16 protein-coding genes and 3 pseudogenes are annotated in these 21,708 nt (G+C 70.9%); 7 read left to right on the forward strand and 12 right to left on the reverse strand.

The genetic code is table 11. From position 1 onward, the window contains the following. Positions 1-942: 942 nt before the first annotated feature. Positions 943-2,928 (reverse strand): beta-galactosidase, encoded by a 1,986-nt coding sequence (locus AV521_RS01750; RefSeq protein WP_076082455.1) that lies wholly within the window; start codon positions 2,926-2,928, stop codon positions 943-945. Positions 2,929-3,504: 576 nt separating this feature from the next. On the opposite strand from AV521_RS01750, the pseudogene AV521_RS01755 reads away from it, so the two are divergent. Both AV521_RS01755 and AV521_RS50345 read left to right on the forward strand, forming a co-directional pair. Beyond that, a pseudogene (locus tag AV521_RS01755) lies at positions 3,505-4,645 on the forward strand (glycoside hydrolase family 3 protein); the annotation flags it as partial. Beyond that, positions 4,632-4,970, forward strand: a complete 339-nt coding sequence (locus tag AV521_RS50345) for a hypothetical protein (RefSeq protein ID WP_256725428.1) — start codon at positions 4,632-4,634, stop codon at positions 4,968-4,970. The pseudogene AV521_RS01755 and the gene AV521_RS50345, both read left to right, overlap by 14 nt. Positions 4,971-4,981: 11 nt before the next feature. On the opposite strand, the pseudogene AV521_RS01765 reads toward AV521_RS50345, so the two are convergent. The 3 genes and pseudogenes from AV521_RS01765 to AV521_RS01775 all read right to left on the reverse strand — a co-directional run. Beyond that, a pseudogene (locus AV521_RS01765) lies at positions 4,982-6,064 on the reverse strand (arabinofuranosidase catalytic domain-containing protein); the annotation flags it as partial. Between the two features lie 54 nt (positions 6,065-6,118). After that, positions 6,119-7,048, reverse strand: a complete 930-nt coding sequence (locus AV521_RS01770) for a PHB depolymerase family esterase (RefSeq protein WP_107480781.1) — start codon at positions 7,046-7,048, stop codon at positions 6,119-6,121. Between the two features lie 462 nt (positions 7,049-7,510). Further along, on the reverse strand, positions 7,511-8,326 hold the full coding sequence (locus tag AV521_RS01775; RefSeq protein ID WP_076082456.1) for an AraC family transcriptional regulator: 816 nt from the start codon (positions 8,324-8,326) through the stop codon (positions 7,511-7,513). Positions 8,327-8,397: 71 nt separating this feature from the next. On the opposite strand from AV521_RS01775, the gene AV521_RS01780 reads away from it, so the two are divergent. Together AV521_RS01780 and AV521_RS01785 are read left to right on the forward strand one after the other, a co-directional pair. Continuing rightward, a complete protein-coding gene (locus AV521_RS01780) occupies positions 8,398-9,216 on the forward strand; it encodes a phytanoyl-CoA dioxygenase family protein (RefSeq protein WP_179022772.1) in 819 nt (272 codons plus the stop codon). Then, positions 9,213-9,530 carry a hypothetical protein gene (locus AV521_RS01785; RefSeq protein ID WP_076082457.1) on the forward strand — a complete coding sequence of 106 codons (318 nt, stop codon included), beginning with the start codon at positions 9,213-9,215 and terminating at the stop codon, positions 9,528-9,530. The genes AV521_RS01780 and AV521_RS01785 overlap by 4 nt, the downstream gene beginning before the upstream one ends. A gap of 123 nt (positions 9,531-9,653) precedes the next feature. On the opposite strand, the pseudogene AV521_RS50350 reads toward AV521_RS01785, so the two are convergent. After that, positions 9,654-9,959, reverse strand: a pseudogene (locus tag AV521_RS50350) (hypothetical protein); the annotation flags it as partial. Between the two features lie 171 nt (positions 9,960-10,130). Continuing rightward, complete coding sequence (locus AV521_RS01795) at positions 10,131-11,096, reverse strand: pirin family protein (RefSeq protein WP_076082458.1); 966 nt, start codon at positions 11,094-11,096, stop codon at positions 10,131-10,133. 113 nt (positions 11,097-11,209) lie between these two features. Here AV521_RS01795 and AV521_RS01800 point away from each other — a divergent pair, with 113 nt between their 5' ends. Further along, positions 11,210-11,641, forward strand: a complete 432-nt coding sequence (locus AV521_RS01800; RefSeq protein WP_143658563.1) for a hypothetical protein — start codon at positions 11,210-11,212, stop codon at positions 11,639-11,641. Between the two features lie 29 nt (positions 11,642-11,670). Here the strand turns inward: AV521_RS01800 and AV521_RS01805 are convergent, their stop codons facing one another. The 3 genes from AV521_RS01805 to AV521_RS01820 form a co-directional block, all read right to left on the reverse strand. Beyond that, positions 11,671-12,012, reverse strand: a complete 342-nt coding sequence (locus AV521_RS01805) for a hypothetical protein (RefSeq protein WP_076082461.1) — start codon at positions 12,010-12,012, stop codon at positions 11,671-11,673. Next, entirely contained in the window at positions 12,009-12,710 is a 702-nt protein-coding gene (locus AV521_RS01810) for an RNA polymerase sigma factor (protein WP_076082462.1), read from the reverse strand. The genes AV521_RS01805 and AV521_RS01810 overlap by 4 nt, the downstream gene beginning before the upstream one ends. 1,989 nt (positions 12,711-14,699) lie before the next feature. Next, positions 14,700-16,040 carry a glycoside hydrolase family 43 protein gene (locus AV521_RS01820; RefSeq protein WP_079249069.1) on the reverse strand — a complete coding sequence of 447 codons (1,341 nt, stop codon included), beginning with the start codon at positions 16,038-16,040 and terminating at the stop codon, positions 14,700-14,702. 260 nt (positions 16,041-16,300) lie between these two features. Between AV521_RS01820 and AV521_RS01825 the strand changes: the two genes are divergently transcribed. Then, on the forward strand, positions 16,301-18,055 hold the full coding sequence (locus AV521_RS01825; RefSeq protein ID WP_076082468.1) for an ATP-binding protein: 1,755 nt from the start codon (positions 16,301-16,303) through the stop codon (positions 18,053-18,055). 270 nt (positions 18,056-18,325) lie between these two features. Here AV521_RS01825 and AV521_RS01830 read toward each other — a convergent pair whose 3' ends face one another. After that, positions 18,326-18,682, reverse strand: a complete 357-nt coding sequence (locus AV521_RS01830; RefSeq protein WP_076082469.1) for a hypothetical protein — start codon at positions 18,680-18,682, stop codon at positions 18,326-18,328. A gap of 772 nt (positions 18,683-19,454) precedes the next feature. After that, a complete protein-coding gene (locus AV521_RS01840; RefSeq protein ID WP_076082471.1) occupies positions 19,455-20,021 on the reverse strand; it encodes a GNAT family N-acetyltransferase in 567 nt (188 codons plus the stop codon). Between the two features lie 214 nt (positions 20,022-20,235). Between AV521_RS01840 and AV521_RS01845 the strand changes: the two genes are divergently transcribed. Next, positions 20,236-20,592: a cupin domain-containing protein gene (locus AV521_RS01845; protein WP_076082472.1), complete on the forward strand. Its 357-nt coding sequence runs from the start codon at positions 20,236-20,238 to the stop codon at positions 20,590-20,592. Between the two features lie 76 nt (positions 20,593-20,668). Here AV521_RS01845 and AV521_RS01850 read toward each other — a convergent pair whose 3' ends face one another. Then, on the reverse strand, positions 20,669-21,643 hold the full coding sequence (locus tag AV521_RS01850) for a D-cysteine desulfhydrase family protein (RefSeq protein ID WP_076082474.1): 975 nt from the start codon (positions 21,641-21,643) through the stop codon (positions 20,669-20,671). Positions 21,644-21,708 lie beyond the last annotated feature (65 nt).

A 21,708-nucleotide genomic window follows, 5' to 3' on the forward strand; every position in this document is an offset into this window, starting at 1 on the left:
GGGAGTCCTCCGGCTGCGGGTAGGCCCAGACGGCGCCCTGCTCGGGGGTGACGGCGGTGGGCGCCGAGGCCGCGATGGGCGCGTAGAGCCGGAGGTTCTGCTGGTCGCTGGTGGACTGCTGCGGTGCTGAAGGCCGCCCCGGGTGCCAGGGGGTGCCGCCAGCCGTGGTGGGTGTCGGTCGGCCCGGACAGTGCCGTGTACGCCGTGCCGTGGCGTTCGCCGCACTCCCAGCGCCAGTCGCCGTTGTGCTCGATCTGCCACACCCAGGCCGCCGGAGTGACGGTCCGTCAGACCGCCTATGGGCAGATGTCCGCAGCTGGACCAACTGCCCTGCCCGGTCAGGGCGAACCCTCCTCTGCCGTTGCCGAAGTGCACGCGTCCGCCCAGGACGGGCGAGGTCAGGCGCATCGGACGGCGCTGCCACCGGCATTCGGTGAGCCAGTCGTTGTCCGCCCACAGCAGGTCCGCGGCGTCGATGGCCGCCGGACTTGCCGCGGTCAGGCAGCCCACGACGTGAGAGCCGACCGACTCCAGGAACAGTGTCTCCCGTCCTTCGTCGCGCAGGGTCACCTCGCCGCGCACGACGGGCACACCGTCGGGTGAACGGTACGTCACGTCTGCGGCCAACACGGTCTCTGGATCGTGGAGTTGGACGGTCAGTGTGTGCGAGTCGCCCTCGCGCGCCGTGTGGTGGGACCGGTGGCGCAGCCGCCCACCGATCGTGGTGTCGACGAGGCGGTTGCCCGACCGGCCGCGGCCGTGCCCCGCGGCCGTCACCTCCACCAGGGGCAGGGAGGCATGGGGGTTCGCGTCACCGTCGGCGGGCGGCCCGAGGTACGTCAGGAGGGGGCTGCCGTTCTCATCGAGGGCGATCTGGAGCCGAAGGGCGTCGTGACCCCAGCGGATCGTGTGCTGTTCCTCGGTCATGGTGGCCTCTCGGAGTCAGGTCCTGCGCAGCACCGCGCAACCACCGGGGGGCAGCTCGTGGGCCGTGGCGCCGGTGAGCAGGTCGTGAGCGGGATCCGGCAGCGGCACGGTGTCCGCGCGGTGGTTGAGCAGGAACTGCCAGCGACGGCCGTCGGACGCGTGCCGGGTGACGGCTTCGACACCGTCCGGCAGCCCCGGCGACTCCGGCTCGGCACCGGCCTCTTGCAGGAGTCGGCCGACCAACGCGCCATGGTCGGCGTCGTCGAGGCGGGTGGAGACGTACCAGCCCTGTCCGGTTCCGAAGCGGTGCCGGGTCAGTGCCGGGCCGCCGGCGAGCATGCCGTGGGTGTAGGCGGCGAGCGTCTCGGCGCCCTCGGTGCGCAGGGACTCGCTCCATACCGATCCGTACGAGCCGTCCGACAGGGCGATCCGCTCATCCGTCCGCAGCGGGCGGTGCTCCTCGACACGGATGCCCAGGGCCTCGCGCAACGGCCCGGCGGGATAGCCGCCGAGCCGGGCGTGCATGCGGTCGTCGACGCATCCGTTCGCGTGCTGGACGAGGAGCGTCCCGCCGTCGGCGACGTAGCGGCGCAGGTTCTCGGCGCCCGCGTCGGACAGGAGGAACAGGGCCGGCGCGACGACGAGCGCGTAGCGGCTCAACTCGTGTTCGGGATGGGCGAAGTCGACCGTCACTCCGGTGTCCCACAACGCCCGGTGTGCCCGGCTCAGCTCCCCGTGGTAACCGAGGTCGGCGGAGGGTAGGCCGTCGACGCTCAGGGCCCACCAGGCGTCCGCGTCGTGCAGGACGGCCACGGACGCGTCGACCGTCGAACCCGCCAGCTCGCCGAGCCGGGAGACCGCCTGCCCGACCTGTGTGACCTCGCGGAAGATACGGCTGTCGGGGCCCGCGTGCGGGACCATCGCCGAGTGCCATGTCTCGGCACCGGCCCGGGACTGCCGCCACTGGAAGAAGAGGGCGCCCTCCGAACCGCGCGCGATGTGGCCGAGGGTGTGGCGCAGGATCTCCCCGGGCTCCTTGCCCAGCACCCGGTCGCTGTCGTAGACGGTGTTGGTGCCCTGTTCCATCAGCAGCCAGGGGCCACCGCCGCCCAGGGAGCGGACGCGGTCGGCATGGAAGGCGGCGTCGGCGGCGGCGTCCAGACCAGGCGACCCCGGGTAGTGATCGGAGGTGACCACGTCGAGTTCGCGGGCCAGGGCCCACAGGTCCACGTTCTGGTAGGCGGGCAGCATCAGGTTGGTCGTCACCGGCCGGTCGCTGTGCGCGCGGATCGCGTCGCGCTGCTCGCGGTAGGCGGCGACGGTCTCGTCGGACCAGAAACGGCGGAAGTCCAGGATCTGGCCCGGGTTCTTGTGCCACTGTGTCGCGCGTGGCGGCAGCACCTGTTCCCATGACGTGTAGCGCTGGCTCCAGAAGGCCGTTCCCCAGGTCTCGTTGAGGACGTCCAGTGAGCCGTGGCGGGCGCGCAGCCACCCCCGGAAGGCCGCCGCCGCGTGCTCGCAGTGGCAGAGGGTGGCGTACTCGTTGTGCACGTGCCACAGAGCGAGGGCCGGGTGGTCGCCGTACCGTTCGGCGAGGGCCGAGGCGATTTTGCGAGCCGCGTTCCGGTAGGCGGGTGCGGCCAGGCAGTAGGTGTCGCGGCTGCCGTGGGTGAGGCGGGTGCCGTCGGGTGCGACCGGCAGGGCGTCGGGGTGGGCGAGGGTGAACCAGGGAGGCGGGGAGGCCGTCGGTGTGGCGAGGTCGACGGCCACGCCGTTCGTGTGCAGGCGCTCCAGGCGGGCGTCGAGCCAGGCGAAGTCGTAGCGGCCCTCCTCCGGTTCGAGCAGGGCCCAGGAGAAGACGCCCACGGTGACCAGGTTGACCCCAGCCCGGCGCATGAGCGCGTCGTCCTCCTTCCAGACGGGCTCGTCCCACTGCTCCGGGTTGTAGTCCCCGCCGAAGGCGAGCCCTCCCAGGCGGCCGGTGATGCTGCGGGCGGTCATGGCTGTTCCTCCGGTACGGGAGTCGGGTGTGGTGTGCACTCACGGGTGGCCGGCACCAGCGCCAGGAGGCGGAGGCCGGTGGCTGTCGCGGCCGTGGTGGGGGAGCGGTCCCTGTCACGCGGTGGGGAGGGGCCAGCGGGACCGCTCCCGGTCTGAGGATGTGCCTTCGGCGCGGTACCGGTTCAGCCCTTGACGGCGCCGGTGCGCACGCCGGTGCCGCCGCGGGGGGGGGCACGTCCGTGATGCCCTTCGGGCAGGCCGGCCGCGCCACCATCAGACCCGCCTCCGTGTTCGTACGCGTGTGTCGCTGTCCGCCACCCCCGTGGGCGGACAGCGACGAAGCTTCTGCGGTTCAACGCCTGTGGCATGGTGGCGGCTCCTTCCCTGGGTATCGAAGCGCTTCACTTGACTCGCGAAGTTAACGGACATGTTTCGTGCGAAACAAGAGTGCGGACCTAGAAAGAGGTTCTCTTCGCAGGTCCATTGACAGTCCGTCATGACGAAGGAAGCGTCGATGCGCTTCGACATTCTGTCTTCAGTCTGACATCCACTCCCGCTTGTTGAGGGGTGTGCCTCGTGGGTTCTCCCTCTCTTTCCGCCACCGCCAGGCCGCCGTTCCGCGATCCCGCGCTTCCGCTCGGGAAGCGTGTCGACGACCTGCTGGACCGGCTCACCCTGGATGAGCGGCTCGCCATGCTGCACCAGTACGTCCCGGCCGTCCCACGCCTGGGCATCGCCTCGTTCCGCACCGGGACCGAGGCGTTGCACGGCGTGGCCTGGCTGGGGGTGGCGACCGTCTTTCCCCGGGCTGTGGGGCTGGGAGCCACATGGGACGAGGATCTGGTGCGCACCGTCGGCGAAGAGGTCTCGGTCGAGGCGCGCCTTTCACCGGCACCGGCCGACCGCGACGGGATCCGGCACCAACGGCCTGCAGATCTGGTCGCCCGTGGTGAACCTGCTGCGCAATCCGCGATGGGGGCGGGGCGAAGAGGGCTACCCCGAGGATCCGTTGCACACCGCGCGCCTCGGCACCGCGTACTGCCGGGGCCTGGCCGGCGACCACCCCGACTTCCTGCGCGCCGCCCCGGTGCTCAAGCACTTGCTCGCCCACAACAACGAGAACGACCGCTGTGTCGCCTCCTCCGGCCTGCGCCCCCGCGTGCTGCACGAGTACGACCTGGCCGCCTTCCGCCCGATCGTCGCCTCCGGCGCGGCCACCGGAGCGATGGCCGCCTACAACCTGGTCAACGGCCGCCCCTGCCACGTCAGTCCGCTCATCGAGGACGAACTGCGGCGCTGGGCAGGGCAGACGGGCCATGAACTGTTCGTGGTCAGCGACGAGGAAGCGCCCTGCGACCTGGTGGAGCAGGAGCACTACTTCGAGGACCACGCCTCCTCCCACGCCGCCGCGCTGAAAGCCGGCATCGCCAGCTTCACCGACCACCGCGAGGACAGCGCGACCGTGATCGGCCGGCTGCGCGAGGCGCTGGGGCGTGGACTGATCGAGGAGGAGGACGTGAACCGGGCGGTGCGCCGCCAGCTGCAACTCCGCTTCCCGCTGGGTGAGTTCGACCCCGATCTCGATCCGTACGCCGGCATCGGACCGGAGATGATCGACTGCCCCGAGCACCGCGCCCTGGCCGTGCGCGCCGCGACCGAGTCGGTGGTGCTGCTCAGGAACGACGGCCTACTGCCTCCGCTGGGTGCGCGAGCAGCACGGCTTCCACACCCTGCCGTTGCTGGCTCGCCCCGACTCCGTCATCCCCTTCGACGCCGACGACCAGCGCCCGGTCCCTGCCTGGGCGGACGATGTCGAGCTGAGGGTGCACGCCTTCGCGGACGGCGCTCGCCGCACGGTCGTGATCCCGTCCACCAACGGCCCCGGCGAGACGGCCCGCTTCGAGGTCCGCCGCGAGGGCGACCGCCTCAGCGTCACGACCGACAGCCCACACCCGTGGCGGCTGCGGACGGGTGGCCCCGACGGCACCCTGCACACCAACGCCTCGGGGCCCGCGACCACCGAGTTCCGTTACGAAGGGTGATCCTACTTTCCGTAGCCGGCGGCCGCGATGCCGGCCTGTACAGCGCCCTCGGTGGCGTCCGAGGGGTAGCCGGAGGTCATGACGCCTTCGTAGAAGGTTCCGGCTGAGCCGTGGCTGTTGTCGCCGCCGATGCCGAGGATGATGGCGCCTTCCTTCTTCATCGGGTTGTAGCCCGCGACATTGGGGCGGGTTCCGCTGTAGAAGGTCGACAGGCCGCCGGACTGGGCGTTGCCGCCGCGGATGGCCCAGTGGTTGGGCTCACCCTTGACGACAGCGGTCAGATAGCGGTGGCTGATGGAGGGATCGTTCGCGTTGTAGTGCTGGTTCACCCCGGAGAACAGGCCGTTTTCGAGGTCGGCCATGATCCAGGGACCGTTGCCCGATCCGTAGCCCCAGACCTTGATGTTCCCGAAGTAGATGGCTTCCATGGTGCCGTTGCCGTTGTCCCGGCTGTTGGTCTCGGCATTGCCGTAGTCGAAGCAGCAGCCGCCGTTGTAGTGGGTGCCGTCGAGTACGGCGTACATGCCCTCGGGCTGGTCGCCCTTGGCGACACCGTTGGTGTTGTTGTTGCGGTAGCCGGTACCCGGCGCGACGTAGACGCCGTAGGCCTTGTGGCCGCCGACTGTGGTCGGTGCGGCGGTGGCGTTGGCGAGGTTGTCGTACCCGCCCGCGGCCGGGCCGGAGAACCCGCCGGGGGGTGCCTGGGTGAGGCGGTTGCCGTGGCCGGACTGGTCGTAGATGACGGTGATGAGGCAGGTCGTGCCGGCGCAGAAGGAGTCCTGGGCGGCGGCGTTGGCGTATCCGCCGCGGCTGAGCACGCCGATGTCGCGGGTGGCGTTGTCGGAGGCGCGGCGGACCTGGTACAGGGGGCCGTTGTAGGAGCCGTACAGCGCGCGCGTCGTGCTGTGCGCCGCCACGCACGGGGTGCCGCCGGCGGCGTAGAGGTCGCACGGCAGCGAGGCGGCGGCCGGGGCGGCGGATGTCGCCGGGGCGGCGGGTGCGGTGCCGGTGAGCACGCCGACGCTGAGCACGGCGGCCGCTCCGGTGGCGAGCAATGCACGGTGCAGGGGCCGTATCCGCGGGCGGACGGTCATGAGTGAGCTCCTTCGATTGTGGGGGGTGTCTCACGTGCCGACGCTGTGCCGGATTCAGAACTGCGTGAAGAACTTCCAGATCTCGGCCGGTACCCAGGTCCGGGAGCCGCTGTCGCCGCCGGCTCCGTCCTGTGGCGCGGGGATGTGGCCCTCGTCGAAGGCGGCCCACTCGACCGGGTGTCCGGTGGAGCATCCCGAGTAGGTGGTGATGCGGTGCGTCAGGCTGCCCTGTGCGGGCTCGGGCGGGTTCTGGGGAGTGCAGCCGTTGTTCCTGACGAACCTGTCGCGCAGGGCACGTCCGCCAAAGACGCCGAGGACGTTGTCCCGGATGCCGTGTATGCCGAGGTAGGCCATGGGGCGGGTGCCGCCGTCGCAGCCGCTGAGCTGCCCGCCCGACTGGACCGCGACCGCACGGAAGACGGTTGCCCGGGCACATGCGAGCGCGTAGGACATGGCGGCTCCGTAGCTGAAGCCCACCGAGAAGACCCGCGAGGTGTCCACGCAGAGCGCGCCCTCGATCTGACCGACCATGGTGTCGACGAAGGTCAGGTCCTCGCCGCCGGTGTTGGCCCAGCCGTTGTCGAGTCCCTGCGGGGCGACGAAGATCGCGGTGTTGTTCGCCAGCCGCTGGAGGCCGTAGTAGGCCCAGGTCCCGTTCTCGACGGTGCGTCCCGTGGCCACATCGATGGCGGTGCCGCCCAGCCAGTGGAAGCCGAACACCAGCCGATAGGCGTGGTCCTGGTCGTAGTTGTCCGGCACCTTCAGGATGTAGCTGCGGCTCTTGTCGTTGATCCGGAGTGTATGGGTGCCGCTCGTCAGCGTGGGGGCCTTGCCGCACCCGGCGGCCGAGGCCGTGGCCCTGCTCGCCGCGAGGGAGGCGTCCTGTATGCCGTGGGCGCCGGTGCGCAGGGCTGTGCCGCCGCTGGCCATGACCAGGGCGAGAACCGTCGCGACCACGGCGGACCATAACGGGGGTTTGGGCATCACATCGCTCCGTCTTCTGTCGGATCCGGCTTACTACTTCTCCACGGGGAACCAGTAGTTCGGTATATCGAACCACGCTCGGAACTTCGGACTCTCCAGGATGATAGGAACCGCGCCGTAGACGTCAATGCCCGTCACTTGATTCACCGGAAGTGGGTGGTCGCCGAAGCGGTGGGCGGTCCTGACCCGAAGCCTCTCGCCCTTTGGCGTCAGGCAGGTGACTCATGCCGGAATGGCATTCCTGCTCGGGTCCATCGGGCGAGATGGCCCTCAGGCCGGTCGGGTCGTCACACCGACTCCGGCGACTCCGCGGCAGGCGGTTCGTAGACGGCGGCTGCTAGCAGCAGGGCCGCGGCCAGCGCGACCGTCCGACCATGGAACCTGCTCATGGACGAAGCGCTTCACGGCTGTGGGATGGATGGGGGCGGGGCGCGGCGATGCGCTTCGACAGATCTGGTCAGTTCACCCTACGGGCCGCTCAGATGATCGCCCGCGGGCGGACCTCGCTGTCTCGCGAACGGCTCGGGGCGACGCTCCCAGCTCCCGGCGGCAGGCCTTGTTGAAGGCCTGGAGGTCGGGGATTCCCACCGCGGCGGCGATCGCGGAGATGGAGAGGGTGGATTCGCGCAGCAGGTGACGGGCGCGTGCCAGGCGGCGCTGACGGATGTAGGCGACGACGGTCTCGCCGGTGGCCGCGCGGAAGAGCCGGGTGAGGTGGTTGTGGGAGATCCCGGCGGCGCGGGCCACCTCCGGGACGGTGAGGGGGTCGGTCAGCCGGGACTCGATGTACGAGATCGCGGCGGTGACGGCCTGGTGCGGGCCGTCCCGGGGGCCCTGCGGGGCCGGCGGGGTGAGGTGGCCGACGCGCCACAGGGCGGCCCAGACCTCGGCGGCGGCCCGGAGCGGGGCGCTCGGCCAGGCCGCGACGGCCTGGAGCATCAGGGCGGACAGCATGGGCAGCTCCGGGCCCGCGTCCTGCACGACGGGCACCGTGCGGAGCGCGCCGCCGGAGGACATGCGCAGGTGGGCGTACAGGTGCTCGGAGCGGCCCCGGTAGCGGTACCGGACGGTCGTGGCGGGCGGTATGAGGCTGACCCGGCCGGGTCGGATGACATGGGGCGTGCCGTCGACGGTGAGGTCGGCCTCGTACCGGTACAGGTGCAACTGCCACAGGTCGGGCAGGCGGAAGACGTCGGTGTGCCCGGCCGGGCCGTGGACGCCGACGCCGACGTTCGCCACGACCGGCGGCTCGTCCAGGCACACCACGGCCTCAAGCATGGTGAAAACCTACCAGTGGTGGTGAGCCGGACCCACGCGCCGGACGCCATGCCTTCCCTAGCGTGGTGCACATGACGACAACCAGCGAGCATCTGCTCAGCTCGGTGCGGATGGCGCACTTCGTCGCCCATGGGTCGCTGCGCCTGGACGCCGTGGTGCCTTCGCAGTTGAACGCCGAGGCCATGGAGGTGTTCGGCGCCGGAATCCCCCCGGTGCCGTACGGCACGCCGGTCACCGAGGCGTATCCCGAGGGGTCCTTCCTGCGCCGGCTCATCGATCTGCCGGAGGTGGCGGGCGCGTTGCACAGTCTCGTCGGCCCCGATCCGAACGTCGACCACCACTTCGTACACGTCCGGGAGCCGCACGAGGGCCGGGCGCAGCCGCTGCACGCGGACGCGATCATCGACGCACGGACCGACGCGTTCGACGTGCAGCTCATGTACTACCCGCAGGATGTGACGCTGGAGATGGGCGGCACGCTGAGCGTGCCCGGCAGTCATCTGCGGCGTACGAACGAGAGCGACACCGGCCGGTACCAGAACCTGCGCGGCCAGCACCGACTGGTCTGTCCGGCGGGCACCGTGGTGTTTCTGCACCACGGCCTCTGGCACGGTGGGCGGCGCAACGCCAGCGACACCCCACGTTACATGCTCAAGATCCGCTTCAACCCGACAGTACGGCAGCACCGGCTGTGGGACACCTCGGACCTGGCGGACCCGGGCGTGGCGTCGGAACTGAACACCGTCTTCCCCTGGTACGAGGGGGCGACCGGCCGTCTGGAGCTGTACAACCGCGTCCTGTTGTGGCGGGCGCTGACCGGCGACGCGGACTTCGACCTGGACCACTGGGTCACCCGCGTCTCGAACCGACCGCAGAAGGTGCCCGCATGACCGCGATCAACCCCGCCCCCGCCCCGGCCTCCTCGACCGTCCGCCAGCAACTTCTGGTGCTGTACCTGGGCACGTCCGCACTGGACTCCGACGTCATCGGCTGGGCACTCTACGACGGTACCGGCCGCACATGCCCTACCACGGGCGACAGCGACGAGCCTCCCTACGCGACGGGCGTGGCCGCCCTGTGCGACGGCTGGCGCCTGATCCAGGCGTCCCAGCTGATCCCGCCGTATCCGGGGCACGAGTACGACGTGTCGTTCCTGAAACACGAGTTCTTCTTCGAGAAGTTCGCGGACCTTCGCGACGTCTGACGGCCCCCGCGCGGTCGGTGTGCGGCCGAACTCGCGGGTTTCCGGCAGTGCCTCGCGACTGGTCGCCGTGCCTGCGGCAAGCGACCAGTCGAGCTGCTCGGCTACGTGACGACGGTGCGATCGGTGCCGTGAGAACTGGACCCCGGTCGGATGCACGACGTTCGGCCGCGGCGCGATCCCGGTGATGGTCAGCCGTTCACCGTAGATGTCCGTGATTCTGATCGCGCCGCTGCACCCGCTGCCGTCGGCGGAGAGGAAGTAGTCGTAGTTGGTACGCGGCAGTTGCTGCCGGCCATCCGCGGTGCGGACTTCGAGCGCGGCCACCGGATTCCGGTGTCCGATCGCCTGGATGCCGCACCAGTAGGGGCTGGAGCCGGTCTTGTACCGGATGGAGATGGTGCCGGCCGCACCGGGGCTCAGCAGGCTCCAGGCGGCTCCGCAGTGGGGTCACGCGGCAAGTCTGAGGAGATCGTGGGGGATGGGTCGGCGGGGGCGAGTGGTGCCTCCTCCTGGCATGCTGACTGTACGTCACTGAAGTCAGCAATGGGAGTGGCATTCTCTTCGTCTCGCCAGGCGCCTCGTGGCACGGAAAATGGCAGCTCAGCGCATCCGACCCCGTGGTTTCAGCGGCACCGGCGGCAGCTGCGGCGCAGGCAACGGATTCCCGTCGTACCCCTTCACCTCGCCGAATTTCGACCCGCTCATCCACTCCTCACGGGCCTGTTCGATCTCTTCTTGCGTGCGGGCCACGAAATTCCACCACATGATCAGCTCCTCCGCGAACGGCTCGCCGCCGAGCAGCATGATCCCGGCGTCCGACCCGGCGCGCAGCGGGAGTTCGGAGCGGCCGCAGCCGAGGTAGAGCATCGAGCCGGGGAGCACCGGTACGCCGTCCACGTGGACCTCGCCGGACATGGCCAGCACGCCGTACTCGAAGTCGGGCTGCAGCGGCAGCCGTACGTCGGTGCCCCGGGTGAGGGCGAGGTCGGCGCCGACGATCGGGGTGTATGTCGTACCGGGCGAAGCGGATCCGTCGAGGTCGCCGAGGATGACGGTGGCGGTGAGGCCCGGCGCGGTGACTGTGGGCAGGTCCGGGTGGTATTCGAACTTCGGCTCGGTGTGGCGGTGTTTGTCCGGCAGCGCGACCCACAGCTGGGCGCCGTGCAGGAAGCGGGCGTGCGGGCGCGGGCTCTCCTCGGAGTGGCTGATCGCGCGACCCGAGGTCATCAGGCCCAGCTGCCGGGGCCGGATGGTCTGCAGGCTGCCCGTCGAGTCCCGGTGCAGCACCTCGCCCTCGTGCAGCCAGCTGACCGTCTGCAGGCCGATGTGCGGATGCGGCGGGACCTGCATGCCGGGCTCGTCGGCGATGTCGTCGGGGCCGTAGTGGTCGACGAAGGCCCACGCGCCGATCATGCGGCGGCCGAGGTTGGGCAGCAGCCGGCGCACCTCGGTCGACTCGCCCAGCTTCACATGACGTGGGCTCAGCAGTTCGCGGACGGGCTCGGCGACGACGAATCCGCGGCCGCCGCAGACGCTGGGCACGGGCGCGCGGTCAAGGTTGCTCATACCGCCCAACTTAGCGGTGCGGAAGCCGGACCGGTGAGCACGGGAACCCGCATTTCCCTTGGGCAAGTCAATCAACTGACTTATATTCGGAGGGTGTGCCGACCGTGTCACCGGTGGAGGCCCGACCATGTCTCATGCGCATCCTCGGCCCGCCGAGGCCGGGGGTCGACGCGGCGCGTACGAACCTGGTTGTCGCGGTGCCGGCCTTCGGCGGTGGGATCGTGGTCTCGCTGATGCAGACCCTGGTCGCCGGCATCGGTGTCACCCGCGTCGAGGCCGAACTGCGGCCCGGCGCCCAGGTGCGCGGCTCCGTGCGTGGTGGGGGGCGGATCGCTCGGAGACTCCCGGGTGACCCTGCTGGACGCTGCGGGCAACGTCGTCGCCACAACCACCATCGCGACGACGGGGCGTACGCCTTCTCCGACGTGGACGGCGGCCCGTACATGCTCATCGCGGCCGGTTACCCGCCCCGGGCCCCCGGAGTGTCCGTGTACGGCACGGACGTCGAGCACCACGAGAGCGAACTCGCGTACCCGGGGGCATAGTTCGGGCCTTCTGCCCGACGAGGCCGGACTCAGGGTTGCGGCGCGCTCGGGGAGGGCTCCGCCGTGGACGGGCTCTCCGTGGTCGGTACCGGGGACGGTGTGCTGATCGTCGGGTGCGGGGGCCGAGCCGGCTCAGCCGGGCGGGACGGGCCGCCGCGTACGGCGAAGAACACCAGCGCGGCCACGGCGGCGAGTGCCAGCACGCCCACCACGGCCCGGCGCAACGCCACCCGGCGGGGCCGCACCGCATCCGTCGGCGGGCGCAGGGGCCGCAGGTCGGCCGCACCGACGGAGCGCGCCCGCGCGTCCAGCGAGGCCCGCAGCCGCTCCTCGACCAGCGTCCGGTCGACTCCCGTACCGCCTCCGCTCATCGCAACCCCTCCAGGCGTCGGCCGAGCGCGTCCAGGGCCCGGCTGGCCGTGGACTTGACGGCACCCCGCGACAGGCCGAGCGTCTCGGCGATCTCGGCCTCGCTCAGATGCGACCAGTAGCGCAGCACCAGCACCTCCCGCTGCCGCCGGGTCAGCGTGCGCAGGGCCGCCAGCACCTCCCGGTGGTCCTCATGCAGCAGCACGTCCTCCTCCGGGGCGGGCGCGTGCCCCTCGGCTGCGGGGGTGTGCGCCCGTACGGTCCGGCGCCGGCGCAGCACCGAGCGGGCCGCGTTGACCACGCTGGTCCGCAGATACGCCTCCGGGTCGTCGAGCGAGGCGAGCCGGTGACCGTGCCGACGGAACAGCGCGGTGAAGGCGTCCTGTACGACGTCCTCGGCCGTCGGCACATCGTCCACCAGCAGCACCGCCAGCCGGACCAGGGAGAGCCGGCGGTGGTGGTACAACTCCTCGATCCCGGGCGGATGTTCGGCTCCGGAGAGGGAGAGCGGGGCGGAGTCGGAGCCCGTACCGGGAGCTGCCGGATCGGAGGGTGTGTGCGTGCGGGCGAGGACGAGAACGCGGGCGCGGGCGCGGGTCCGCAGCGCACGTGTGATGCGCCGCCAGGGTGTGGGGCGCCGTGGGCTGCCGGCCGCCCGGTCCCGGGGCAGAACCGCCGCCGGTGGTGTCGCTGTCGTCATGGGTCTCCCGGAGCCGGGAGCGGGGCGCCGCCGAACGACGGCCCGCTTCCGGCCCCTGCCTCGATGGTGCTGCTCAGTGGTGCTGCGGAACCGGCGCCGGGGTGGCGGGGCCGTGGTGCGCGAGGTGCCCGGGCCGCACCGGCGCCGGCACGGGGCTCGGGGCGGCGTGTGCGGGGGACGACGGTACGGGGCTCGGGGCGGCGCACGTCGGGGCCGGGAGCGGCGCCGGAGTGGCCGGTACGGGCTGAGGTGTCGCCGTGCGGACCGGTGACGGCACCGGAGTCGGGGTTCCGGTGTGGACCGGGGAGGGGACGGGGGACGGGGTTGCGGTGTGGACCGGGGAGGGCACTGGGGTCGGGGTTGCGGTGTGGACCGGCGACGGCACGGGGGACGGGGTCGCGTGGCTGCCGCTCTGGGCCGCCTGGGCGGTCATGGTGCCGGCGACCGCCAGGGCCGCGCCCACGGCGGAGACCCCCAGGGCGGCACGGAGCCTTCGGGCACGGCTGGGGTGGGATGCACGGTGTGCGGACATGGGTTCCTTCGGTCGTTCGGGGTCGGACATCTGGTCGAAGTGGAGGCCTCCATCCCGACAGACGTCCGACCCCGCCCGAGGTTGCAGGCGACGACCGAAGAATTTTCCGCGCCTGCCGCGCCTGCCGCGCCCACCGTGCCTGCCGTGCCTGCCGCGCCGGCTGCTCCTGCCCGCGCCCGCCGCGCCTGCCGTGCCTGCCCGCGCTCGCCGCGCCTGCCCGTGCCCGACGTGCCTGCCACGCCCGCAGTGCCTGTCCCCGCCCGCTGCGCCTGCCCGCGTTCGCCGCGCCCGCCCGCGCCTGCCGTGCCTGCCGCGCCGGCTGCTCCTGCCCGCGCCCGCCGCGCCTGCCGTGCCTGCCCGCGCTCGCCGCGCCCGCCGTGCCTGTCCCCGCCGGCTGCGCCTGCCCGTGTTCGCCGCGCCTGCCCGTGCCCGACGTGCCTGCCACGCCCGCAGTGCCTGTCCCCGCCCGCTGCGCCTGCCCGCGTTCGCCACGCCCGCCCGCGCCTGCCGTGCCTGCCACGCTCGCCCGCGCCTGCCGTGCCCGCCGCGCCTGCCGTGCCTGCCCGCGCTCGCCGCGCCCGCCGTGCCTGTCCCCGCCGGCTGCGCCTGCCCGTGTTCGCCACGCCCGCCCGCGCCCACTGAGCCTGCCCCGCCCACCGTGCTTGCCCCCGCCCCGCCATACTTGCCTGCGCCGCCGTGCTTGCCCCCGCGCCGCCGTGCTTGCCCGCCCCGCCGCGCCTGCCGTGCTCGCCGTACCCCGCGCCCGCCCGCGCCCGCCGTGCCCGCGCACCCGCCGCCCCTCCCGGGCCGACTGCGTCGCCTGACGCGGGCGGCTTGCAGACGGACACCCTCCAACAGCCAACGGCGCACGGTCGAGGCGGAGACCTCGTAGGTGCCGCCCATGTCGGCAAGGCGCAGGTCATGGCGGAGCGCGGTGAGGACGACCAGAGCGATCTTCCCGGGCGGCAGTTTCCGCCGCCGTGAGCCGATCTCCTTCAGGTAGCCACGGATCAGGTCGGCGACCATGTCCAAGGATGCAGTGTGGTCAGCGGCAGGCGGCTCTGGTGGACAAGCCCGTCCGAGCCTCGACGGCAGTCCGAGTCGCTGGCTGGGAGTTCTTCGACATGGACACCCCAACACCCTGCGGGGGCCCACCGGTTACGCCATGATCTGGCCACGGTTGCCGGACCAGCCTGCAGGCGTCACGGCCTGCCGGGGTGCGGGTGTGGGTGCGGGTGCGGCCAAGGCCAAGGGAGTCGGGCCCTGTAACGCTGCGGTGATTGCGTCGCATGCGTTCCGCGAGTCCGCCGTCTTCGGCACGGTGTGTGGAACCGCAAGATCCTTCGAGCGGGCGTGCTCGCGCCGTTCGAGATCGACGTCCTGGAGTCCCGCGCCCCTCGATCTCCTCGCGGCCCGTGAGGTACTGTCCGAGTAACACGCGCTCTTCGCCCGATGCTTCAGTCGGCGTCGATGTAGGGCGTGTCGTCCGTGGTCCAGGTAAGCCGGTCCACGTACAGGGCCCTCGTCCTGAGATCGCCACCGTCACAGGTCCAGATACCGTGATAGGCGATGAAGTCGTCCTCTCCCTGGCTGAACACGGTGGCCCCGCCCGGCCCGGACAACTGGTCGGCACTCCCTGGTACACAACCGTCGCGAGGTTGCTCGGCGCCACTCGGTGCCGAGTTCTTGGGTGTGCCTTGCCCCGGGTGAGCCGGGCCGGTGCTCAGGTTCACGTCGGAGTCCAGCAGTTTGGTGCCCGACTTCTGATATCCGCCGGTGAGGCTCTTGCTTGTGGCATAGCCGGTGTAATAGCCGGGGTTGTTGTACCAGCCGGCGGAGTAGAACAACACGTAGTTCGTGCCGTGGTGTACCAGGAATGGTGCCTCCAGTTGGCCGTTCTCGGGGTCGTTGAAGGATGGATCGGCCTCCAGGATCTTGGTTGGTTCCCCGTCCCATTGCAGTCCCTGCCGTCCGAGGTCGACGAACTTGCGGAGGTAGATCTCACTCGGCACCCGCTGGTCCGGGTTGTCGCTTCGGACGGCCTCGACCTTGTACACGATGTAGCGGGAGCCGTCGGTGTCCACGAAGACGGCAGGGTCGATCACGCCTCGGCGTTGGCCGTCGGGGCCGTTCGGACCGCAGAACAGTTCGGTCGGCGCGGCATCGAAGTGAATGTCCGGGCCGACGTGGTCGGCGGTGGCCATGCCCACGCAGTGTCCCTCTCCGGCTCCGGTTCTGGGCAGCGCGGAATACAGCATCAGATACCCGCCGGCGGGGCGGGTGGAGACATCCGGCGCCCACACCTGCGGGGCCGCGCCCGCCTGACCCACCGGTGCGGTCCACGCCCCGGCATCGGGCAGCGCATCCGACCGAGCGCCGGAGTCATCGTGCAGGGGCTGCCACTCACCGGCAGGGTTCGTGGTCACCGACCTGGCCACGGGAACGCGGGTCGCGGCGGGTTCGGGCAGGTCCGTCTGTGACGAGAACGCGTACCACAGCCCATCCTCTCCCCTGACCACCCCTGGGTCGGCGAAGTCCTCCTCGATCTTCAACTTGCCGGTATCGGTCTTCGGCAGGCCCGGCGAGGCCATCGCCCCGCCGGTTCCTCCCGCTGGCACCACGAGCGTCATCGCGCCGATCAAGCCGGCGACGACTCCCCGCCGTAACGGTTTCACGTGCATGATCCCCACTCCTTCTCCCGTCCTGTGGCGGATGCCTGGAACCGGTCGCCTCACACCCTGAGGTATAGGACAGTTGGATTGTTCGGCGTCGACCACCGAACAATCGAACGACGGCATGCGTAACACCGTGTCGCACGGCGACCGCAGGGGGCGGACGCCGGCACGGAAGGGGGAGAGCTGTGCCTCGGCGCGAACGACCACTGGACCCTGGCGATGACGCGTTAACCCGCTTCGCGGCCGACCTGCGCACCCTGCGAGTGAAAGCGGGCAGCCCTCCGTACCGGGAACTGGGACGCCGAGCGCACTACTCCGCCGGAACTCTCTCCGACGCGGCGAGCGGGCGTCGCCTTCCCTCACTGCAGGTCACACTGGCGTACGTGCGCGCATGCGACGGCGAAACCGAGGAATGGGAACGGCGCTGGCACGCGCTCGCCGGCGAACTCGCCGCCCGATCGGCACCCGATCACGCACCGACCGATGACACACCTCCTCCCTACGTCGGACTGGCGGCCTTCCAACCCGAGGACGCCGAGCGGTTCTTCGGCCGGGAAACACTCACCCAGCAACTGCTGGACAAGGTGGCGGATCGGCGCTTCCTCGGCGTGTTCGGCGCCTCGGGCGTCGGTAAATCCTCACTGCTGCGGGCCGGACTCATCGCACAGCTACGCCGCAGCGCCGCCGAACCGCCGGTCATCGTGATGACCCCGGGCCCCCGTCCGATCGAGGAATGCGCCGTTCAGCTCTCCGGCCTGACCGGCCGGCCCGCAGCCTCGCTCCTCGCCGAACTCCGTGCCGACGCGGCCAACCTGCACCTTCGGGTACGCCAGGCGCTGGCCGACCGCCGCGCCACCGACCTCCTCCTCGTCATCGACCAATTCGAGGAGATCTTCACGCTCTGCCGCGACCCCCGGGAACGAGAGCTGTTCATCAACGCGCTGATCACCGCCACCCATGCACCGACCAGCCGGTCCCGGGTCGTCATCGGCATCCGGACGGACTTCTACAGCCAATGCGCCCCCTACCCGGAGCTGGCCGGCGCGCTGCAGGACGGGCAGATACTGGTCGGCCCGATGACCACGGACCAACTGCGCCGAGCCATCACCGAGCCTGCGGTACGCCTAGGTCATACCGTCGAAACATCCCTGCTGGTCACGCTCGTGGCCGACTCGGCCGGTGAAGCCTGCGTGCTGCCCCTGCTCTCGCACGCGCTGCTGGCAACCTGGCGACGCCGTCGCGGCAACACGCTCACCCTCGCCGGATACCAGGCAGCAGGCGGTATCCAGCACGCATTGGCACACACCGCCGAGACCGTCTACCAGGCTCTCACCGACGACGAACGAGACCTGGTCAAAGACCTCCTGATGCGGCTCGTCGCCCTCGCCGACGATCCCGGCGACGGCGAAGACACCAAGCGACGCATCAGCCGGGACGAACTCCCCGCCGATCCGCGTATCCGAAATGTGCTCGAACGATTTGCCGCGGCGCGACTGATCACACTCGACGGCGACAGCATCCAGATCACCCACGAAGCACTGATCCGCTGCTGGTCACGCCTGCGCGACTGGCTGACCACGAACCGGGAAAACCTGCATCTGCGTCGCCACCTCACCGAGGCCGCCGAGGACTGGGAAGCCCTCAACCGGGATCCCGGAGAGCTCTACCGGGGGAATCGGCTGGAACGCGTCCGGCAATTGGCCGTCGGCAATCCCGCCACACTCAGCCCGCGGGAGCAGGCGTTCGTCAACGCCAGCATCGCCGCCGAAACCGACCACCATGCCGAAATTCGCCGCCATACCCGCCGGAAACACCTGCTGTTCGCCATGCTGGCACTCGTTGTGGCAACGGGAACAGCCGTCATCACCATGTACCCCACGTCACAAGGAAGCGGCAATACTCCATGCTGGACGTCGTTCGACCCGGTCAATCCCGAGGGTGCGCCGATGGACCAGTATTACCGCAACTGCGAAAAAGCAGAAAGGAGGGTCGCCGCTGTGGATGAGGAAGACAAGTACCAGCACAAGACCGTCTTCGACCTGCAACCGGATGAAGTCGCCCACTGGCGCTGGAACAGCACCACCAAAGACCACCACTACACGACGGTATACGTGACGACACGCGGCAGCGGACGCTGATGTGATGTCAGGCAACCGTGGCCGAGGATCCGGTCTGCCGACGCACCGGCGCACTGGCAAGTGGCAGCCGGAGCCCCGTAGAACGGCACGAAGGTGAGCTCGGTGCCGTCGGCCGTCCAGGCCCGGATGACGCCACCTGTGCGTGCATCAGCGTTCGCCGGTGTCGTGACAGCCGGCTGCCGAACGACCTCGAACAACAACCTTGTTGACTCCGCCAAGACCCCTGTGGGTGCCGCTCCTTGCTCGGCAAGGAGCGGCACCCACACCGCGTCAGCAGTAGACGGTTGTGTAGTGGTGTCCCGGCGTGGTCCGCTCCCAGTACCACTTGCCGACCCAGCCGGCCTCGAGTGAAATGTGGTCGGGCTGCAGGTAGCCGTCCTCGACGTCCTCGGCACACACCGTTACATCACGGTTGGTGCAGTTGCGGTAGAACTGCCACATACCCGCACCCTCAGGGTTGGGCGGGTCGAACGACGTCCAGCACGGATAGTCGCTGAACGCCGCGGCTTTGGTGGGCGTCGCCGCAACAGCGGCATCCTGGGACGTGGATGCCGAGGCCGAAGCCGCGCCCATGACTCCCAGCGCCGCTATGACCGAGGCCATCACGGCCACTTTGGTCTTCAACACGTGATCCTTCCTCCTCCATCAGGCCGGCACCCGAACGCTCACGGGGCCGGATGTGATCTGGTGTAGTCGGAGAACGTTGTTCGGGGTCGACAGCGCGGGGGCGAACAACAACGTCCGAACAACCAGGCTCGGCCGGGGTCGGACAACGTCCGCCCGAGCGCGTCGATGTGATGCCACATGAACGGCCGTCGGGGAGCGGGTCGGGCGTGACGTCGTGGCGGGCCGGGATCGGCCGGGTCCGCGCGAGAAGGAAGCGAACCGGCTGGTCGGCCGGGAACGCACGGTAAAGGAACTCGGCTTCGCCGACCTGAAGAACTGGTCCTGACCCGCCGGACAGGCCCGAGCGGCCGGCGGACCGGTCAGCCGTCGAGGGGCCGGCCGCGCGGTACGAGGTCCCGCTGATCGCCTATGTTGAGGATCTGCCGATCGTTTGCTGCCACTGGCGGCACGTCTTCGGCCGGCGGCTGTTCCGCGCCGCCGTGACCGCGCCCGATCCGCGCGGTGTGCTCGTGGCGGAGGCCGCCGGCGCAGGGTTCGGCGTGCCGCCCTGCTATCTCTGCCAGGACCTGCTGGAGTCCGGCGCGCTCGTGGCTCTGCTGGAGCCGGAGGACCCGCCGATCAACACCGGCTTCCTGGACCGCTGCCTCGGCGTCCCGGACAACCGGACGTGGGGTGTGACAGCGCCTTTCTGCTCCGGGCGGAGCACACCTGGTAGTCGTGGAAGCTCGGAAACCGGTCACGCGGTGCCGACCCGCGCCCCTCCTCATCGCCCTCATGCACCTGCGGCCCGCGCGCTTCCCGTCCACTCCGGCGCCAGCACCGCCCAGATCTCCTCGTCGTGTCGCTCGCCCCGGTACGGGCAACTCTCCCGCAGGATCGCCTCCTTGCGCATGCCGAGCCGCCGGGCGACCGCGATGCTGGGCGCGTTCCCGGCCGACACCCACCACTCCACCCGGTGGATGCCCCGCTCCCGGATAGCCCAGTCGATCAGCAGGCGCGCGGCCCGCGTCACCAACCCCCGGCCCACGGCGTCCGGTTCCAGCCAGCAGCCCGCCTCCGCCGTACCCTGCGGGACATCCATCCGGCGCAGGATCACCGCCCCGACCAGCATGCCGTCGAGCCGTATCCCCCGGATGAGCCCCGCGTCGGCCGCCTCCTTCTCGGCGTACGCCGTCAGGAACGCCCGGGCGGCCGCCAGGTCGGTGACCACGTCGGGCAGCCCGTTGAACCGCCCGATGAACTCCCGGCCGCGATCCACATGGGCGAGGAACTCCTCGGACTGCCAGGGCTGGAGGGAGCACAGTTCGGCGCCGTCGGCACCGAGAGAGGTCGCGTACATGGTCACCTCGGGTGAGCGGATGGGACATCTGGTACGCCAGCCTACGATCCGCCTCTGACATCGATGTCTCCCGCCGAATGGCGGTGCACAGGCGCACGGCCGACGATGGACGCGTGGGGTACGGTCGCCGCCGCAGCGCCGGTGCCGTCCGAGGCCGCCGGGGGACGGTGGCCGGCCCCGGTCGCGGTGAGCGGCCGGAAGGGAGGACACCGTCATGCTGGAAGTGAAGACGGTCGAGAAGCCGGACGAACGGCGTGACTTCCCCCGAGGCCACCTCGAAGCCCTGCACCTGACCGGGCTGGACTTCGCCGTGGCCACCTTCGAACCCGGTTGGCGCTGGTCGGAGTCCGTCGGCCCGATCGCGGGCACCAAGAGCTGCATGGTCCACCACAACGGGTACATGGTGCGGGGACGGATGCATCTGATCATGGACGACGGTGGCGAGGCCGAGGTCGGCCCCGGCGATGTCTTCGTGTGCCCGCCCGGTCACGACGCCTGGGTGGTGGGAGACGAGCAGGCCGTGGTCTATGACTTCGCCGGGGGCATGGCGAAGGAATACGCGAAGGGCTGAAGGCGGTTTCCCCGTAACACCGGGTCGCACGGCGTGCGGCCCGGTGGCTTGTCCCGGGGCGGCACCGCGTCCTCCGTCACCCTTCGAACACGGCCGCCCCCTCCTCCGCGAACGCGACCGTGTCCGGGTGGCCGAACAGGCCGGGCAGGCCGCCGGTGTGGACGAACACCGTCTTCTCGCCCGGCCGGACCTCACCGTCGCGGACGGCCGCCTGGAGTCCGGCCAGGGCCCGGCCGGTGTAGATCGGGTCGAGTACGAGGCCCTCGGTGCGGGCGGCGAGCCGGAGCGCCTGCGTCACCGGGCCGGTCAGCGCCGCGTACCCGGCGCCCACCTGGTCCCGGCGCACCCGCAGCCCTTCGGCCGTGACCTGGTCCGTGGTGAGCGGTGCCGCGAACTCCGCCACGGCGGTCGCCGGATCGGCCAGGGCGCCCACGTCGACGCCGAGCACGGAACCGGCGCCCAGGGCGGCGACCAGCCCGGCCATGGTGCCGCCCGAGCCGAGCGCGACCACCACCGTCCGCAACTCGGGCAGCTGCTCGTCCAGTTCCTCGCCGCAGCGCACATAGCCTCGGGCGCCCAGCACGCCCGACCCGCCGAACGGGATCAGCGCGGGACGGGCGCCGCGGGCTCGCAGCCGTGCGCACACCTCGGCCGCCGCCGCGTCCAGCCCCGCCCGGTCCACGTCGCCCGCCCAGGCGAGCCGCGCCCCGAACAGCCCATCCAGCGCGAGGTTCCCGGACCGGGAGACGCCCGGCGAGCCGCGCAGCACGAGGACGGCGTCCAGGCCGACCCGGGCGGCCGCGGCGGCGGTCAGCCGGGCGTGGTTGCTCTGCGGGGCGCCCGTGGTCACGAGGGTGTCCGCGCCCTCGGCGAGGGCTGTGCCGACCGTCCACTCCAGCTTGCGGATCTTGTTGCCGCCGCCACCCAGACCGGTCAGGTCGTCCCGCTTGATCCACAGGTCCTCGGGCCCGAGCCCGAGCGCGGCGGCCAGCCGGGGCGCCGGTTCGACGGGGGTGGGGAAGGTGCCGAGCGGTACGGGGGAGTGGCTCATGACGTACGTCCTTCAGTGCCGATCAGGTGCCGATCCGGGGTGGATCGTGGTCGTTCGGACCAGTC

Source organism: Streptomyces sp. IMTB 2501, from assembly GCF_001953885.1.
Taxonomy (GTDB): Bacteria; Actinomycetota; Actinomycetes; order Streptomycetales; family Streptomycetaceae; genus Streptomyces.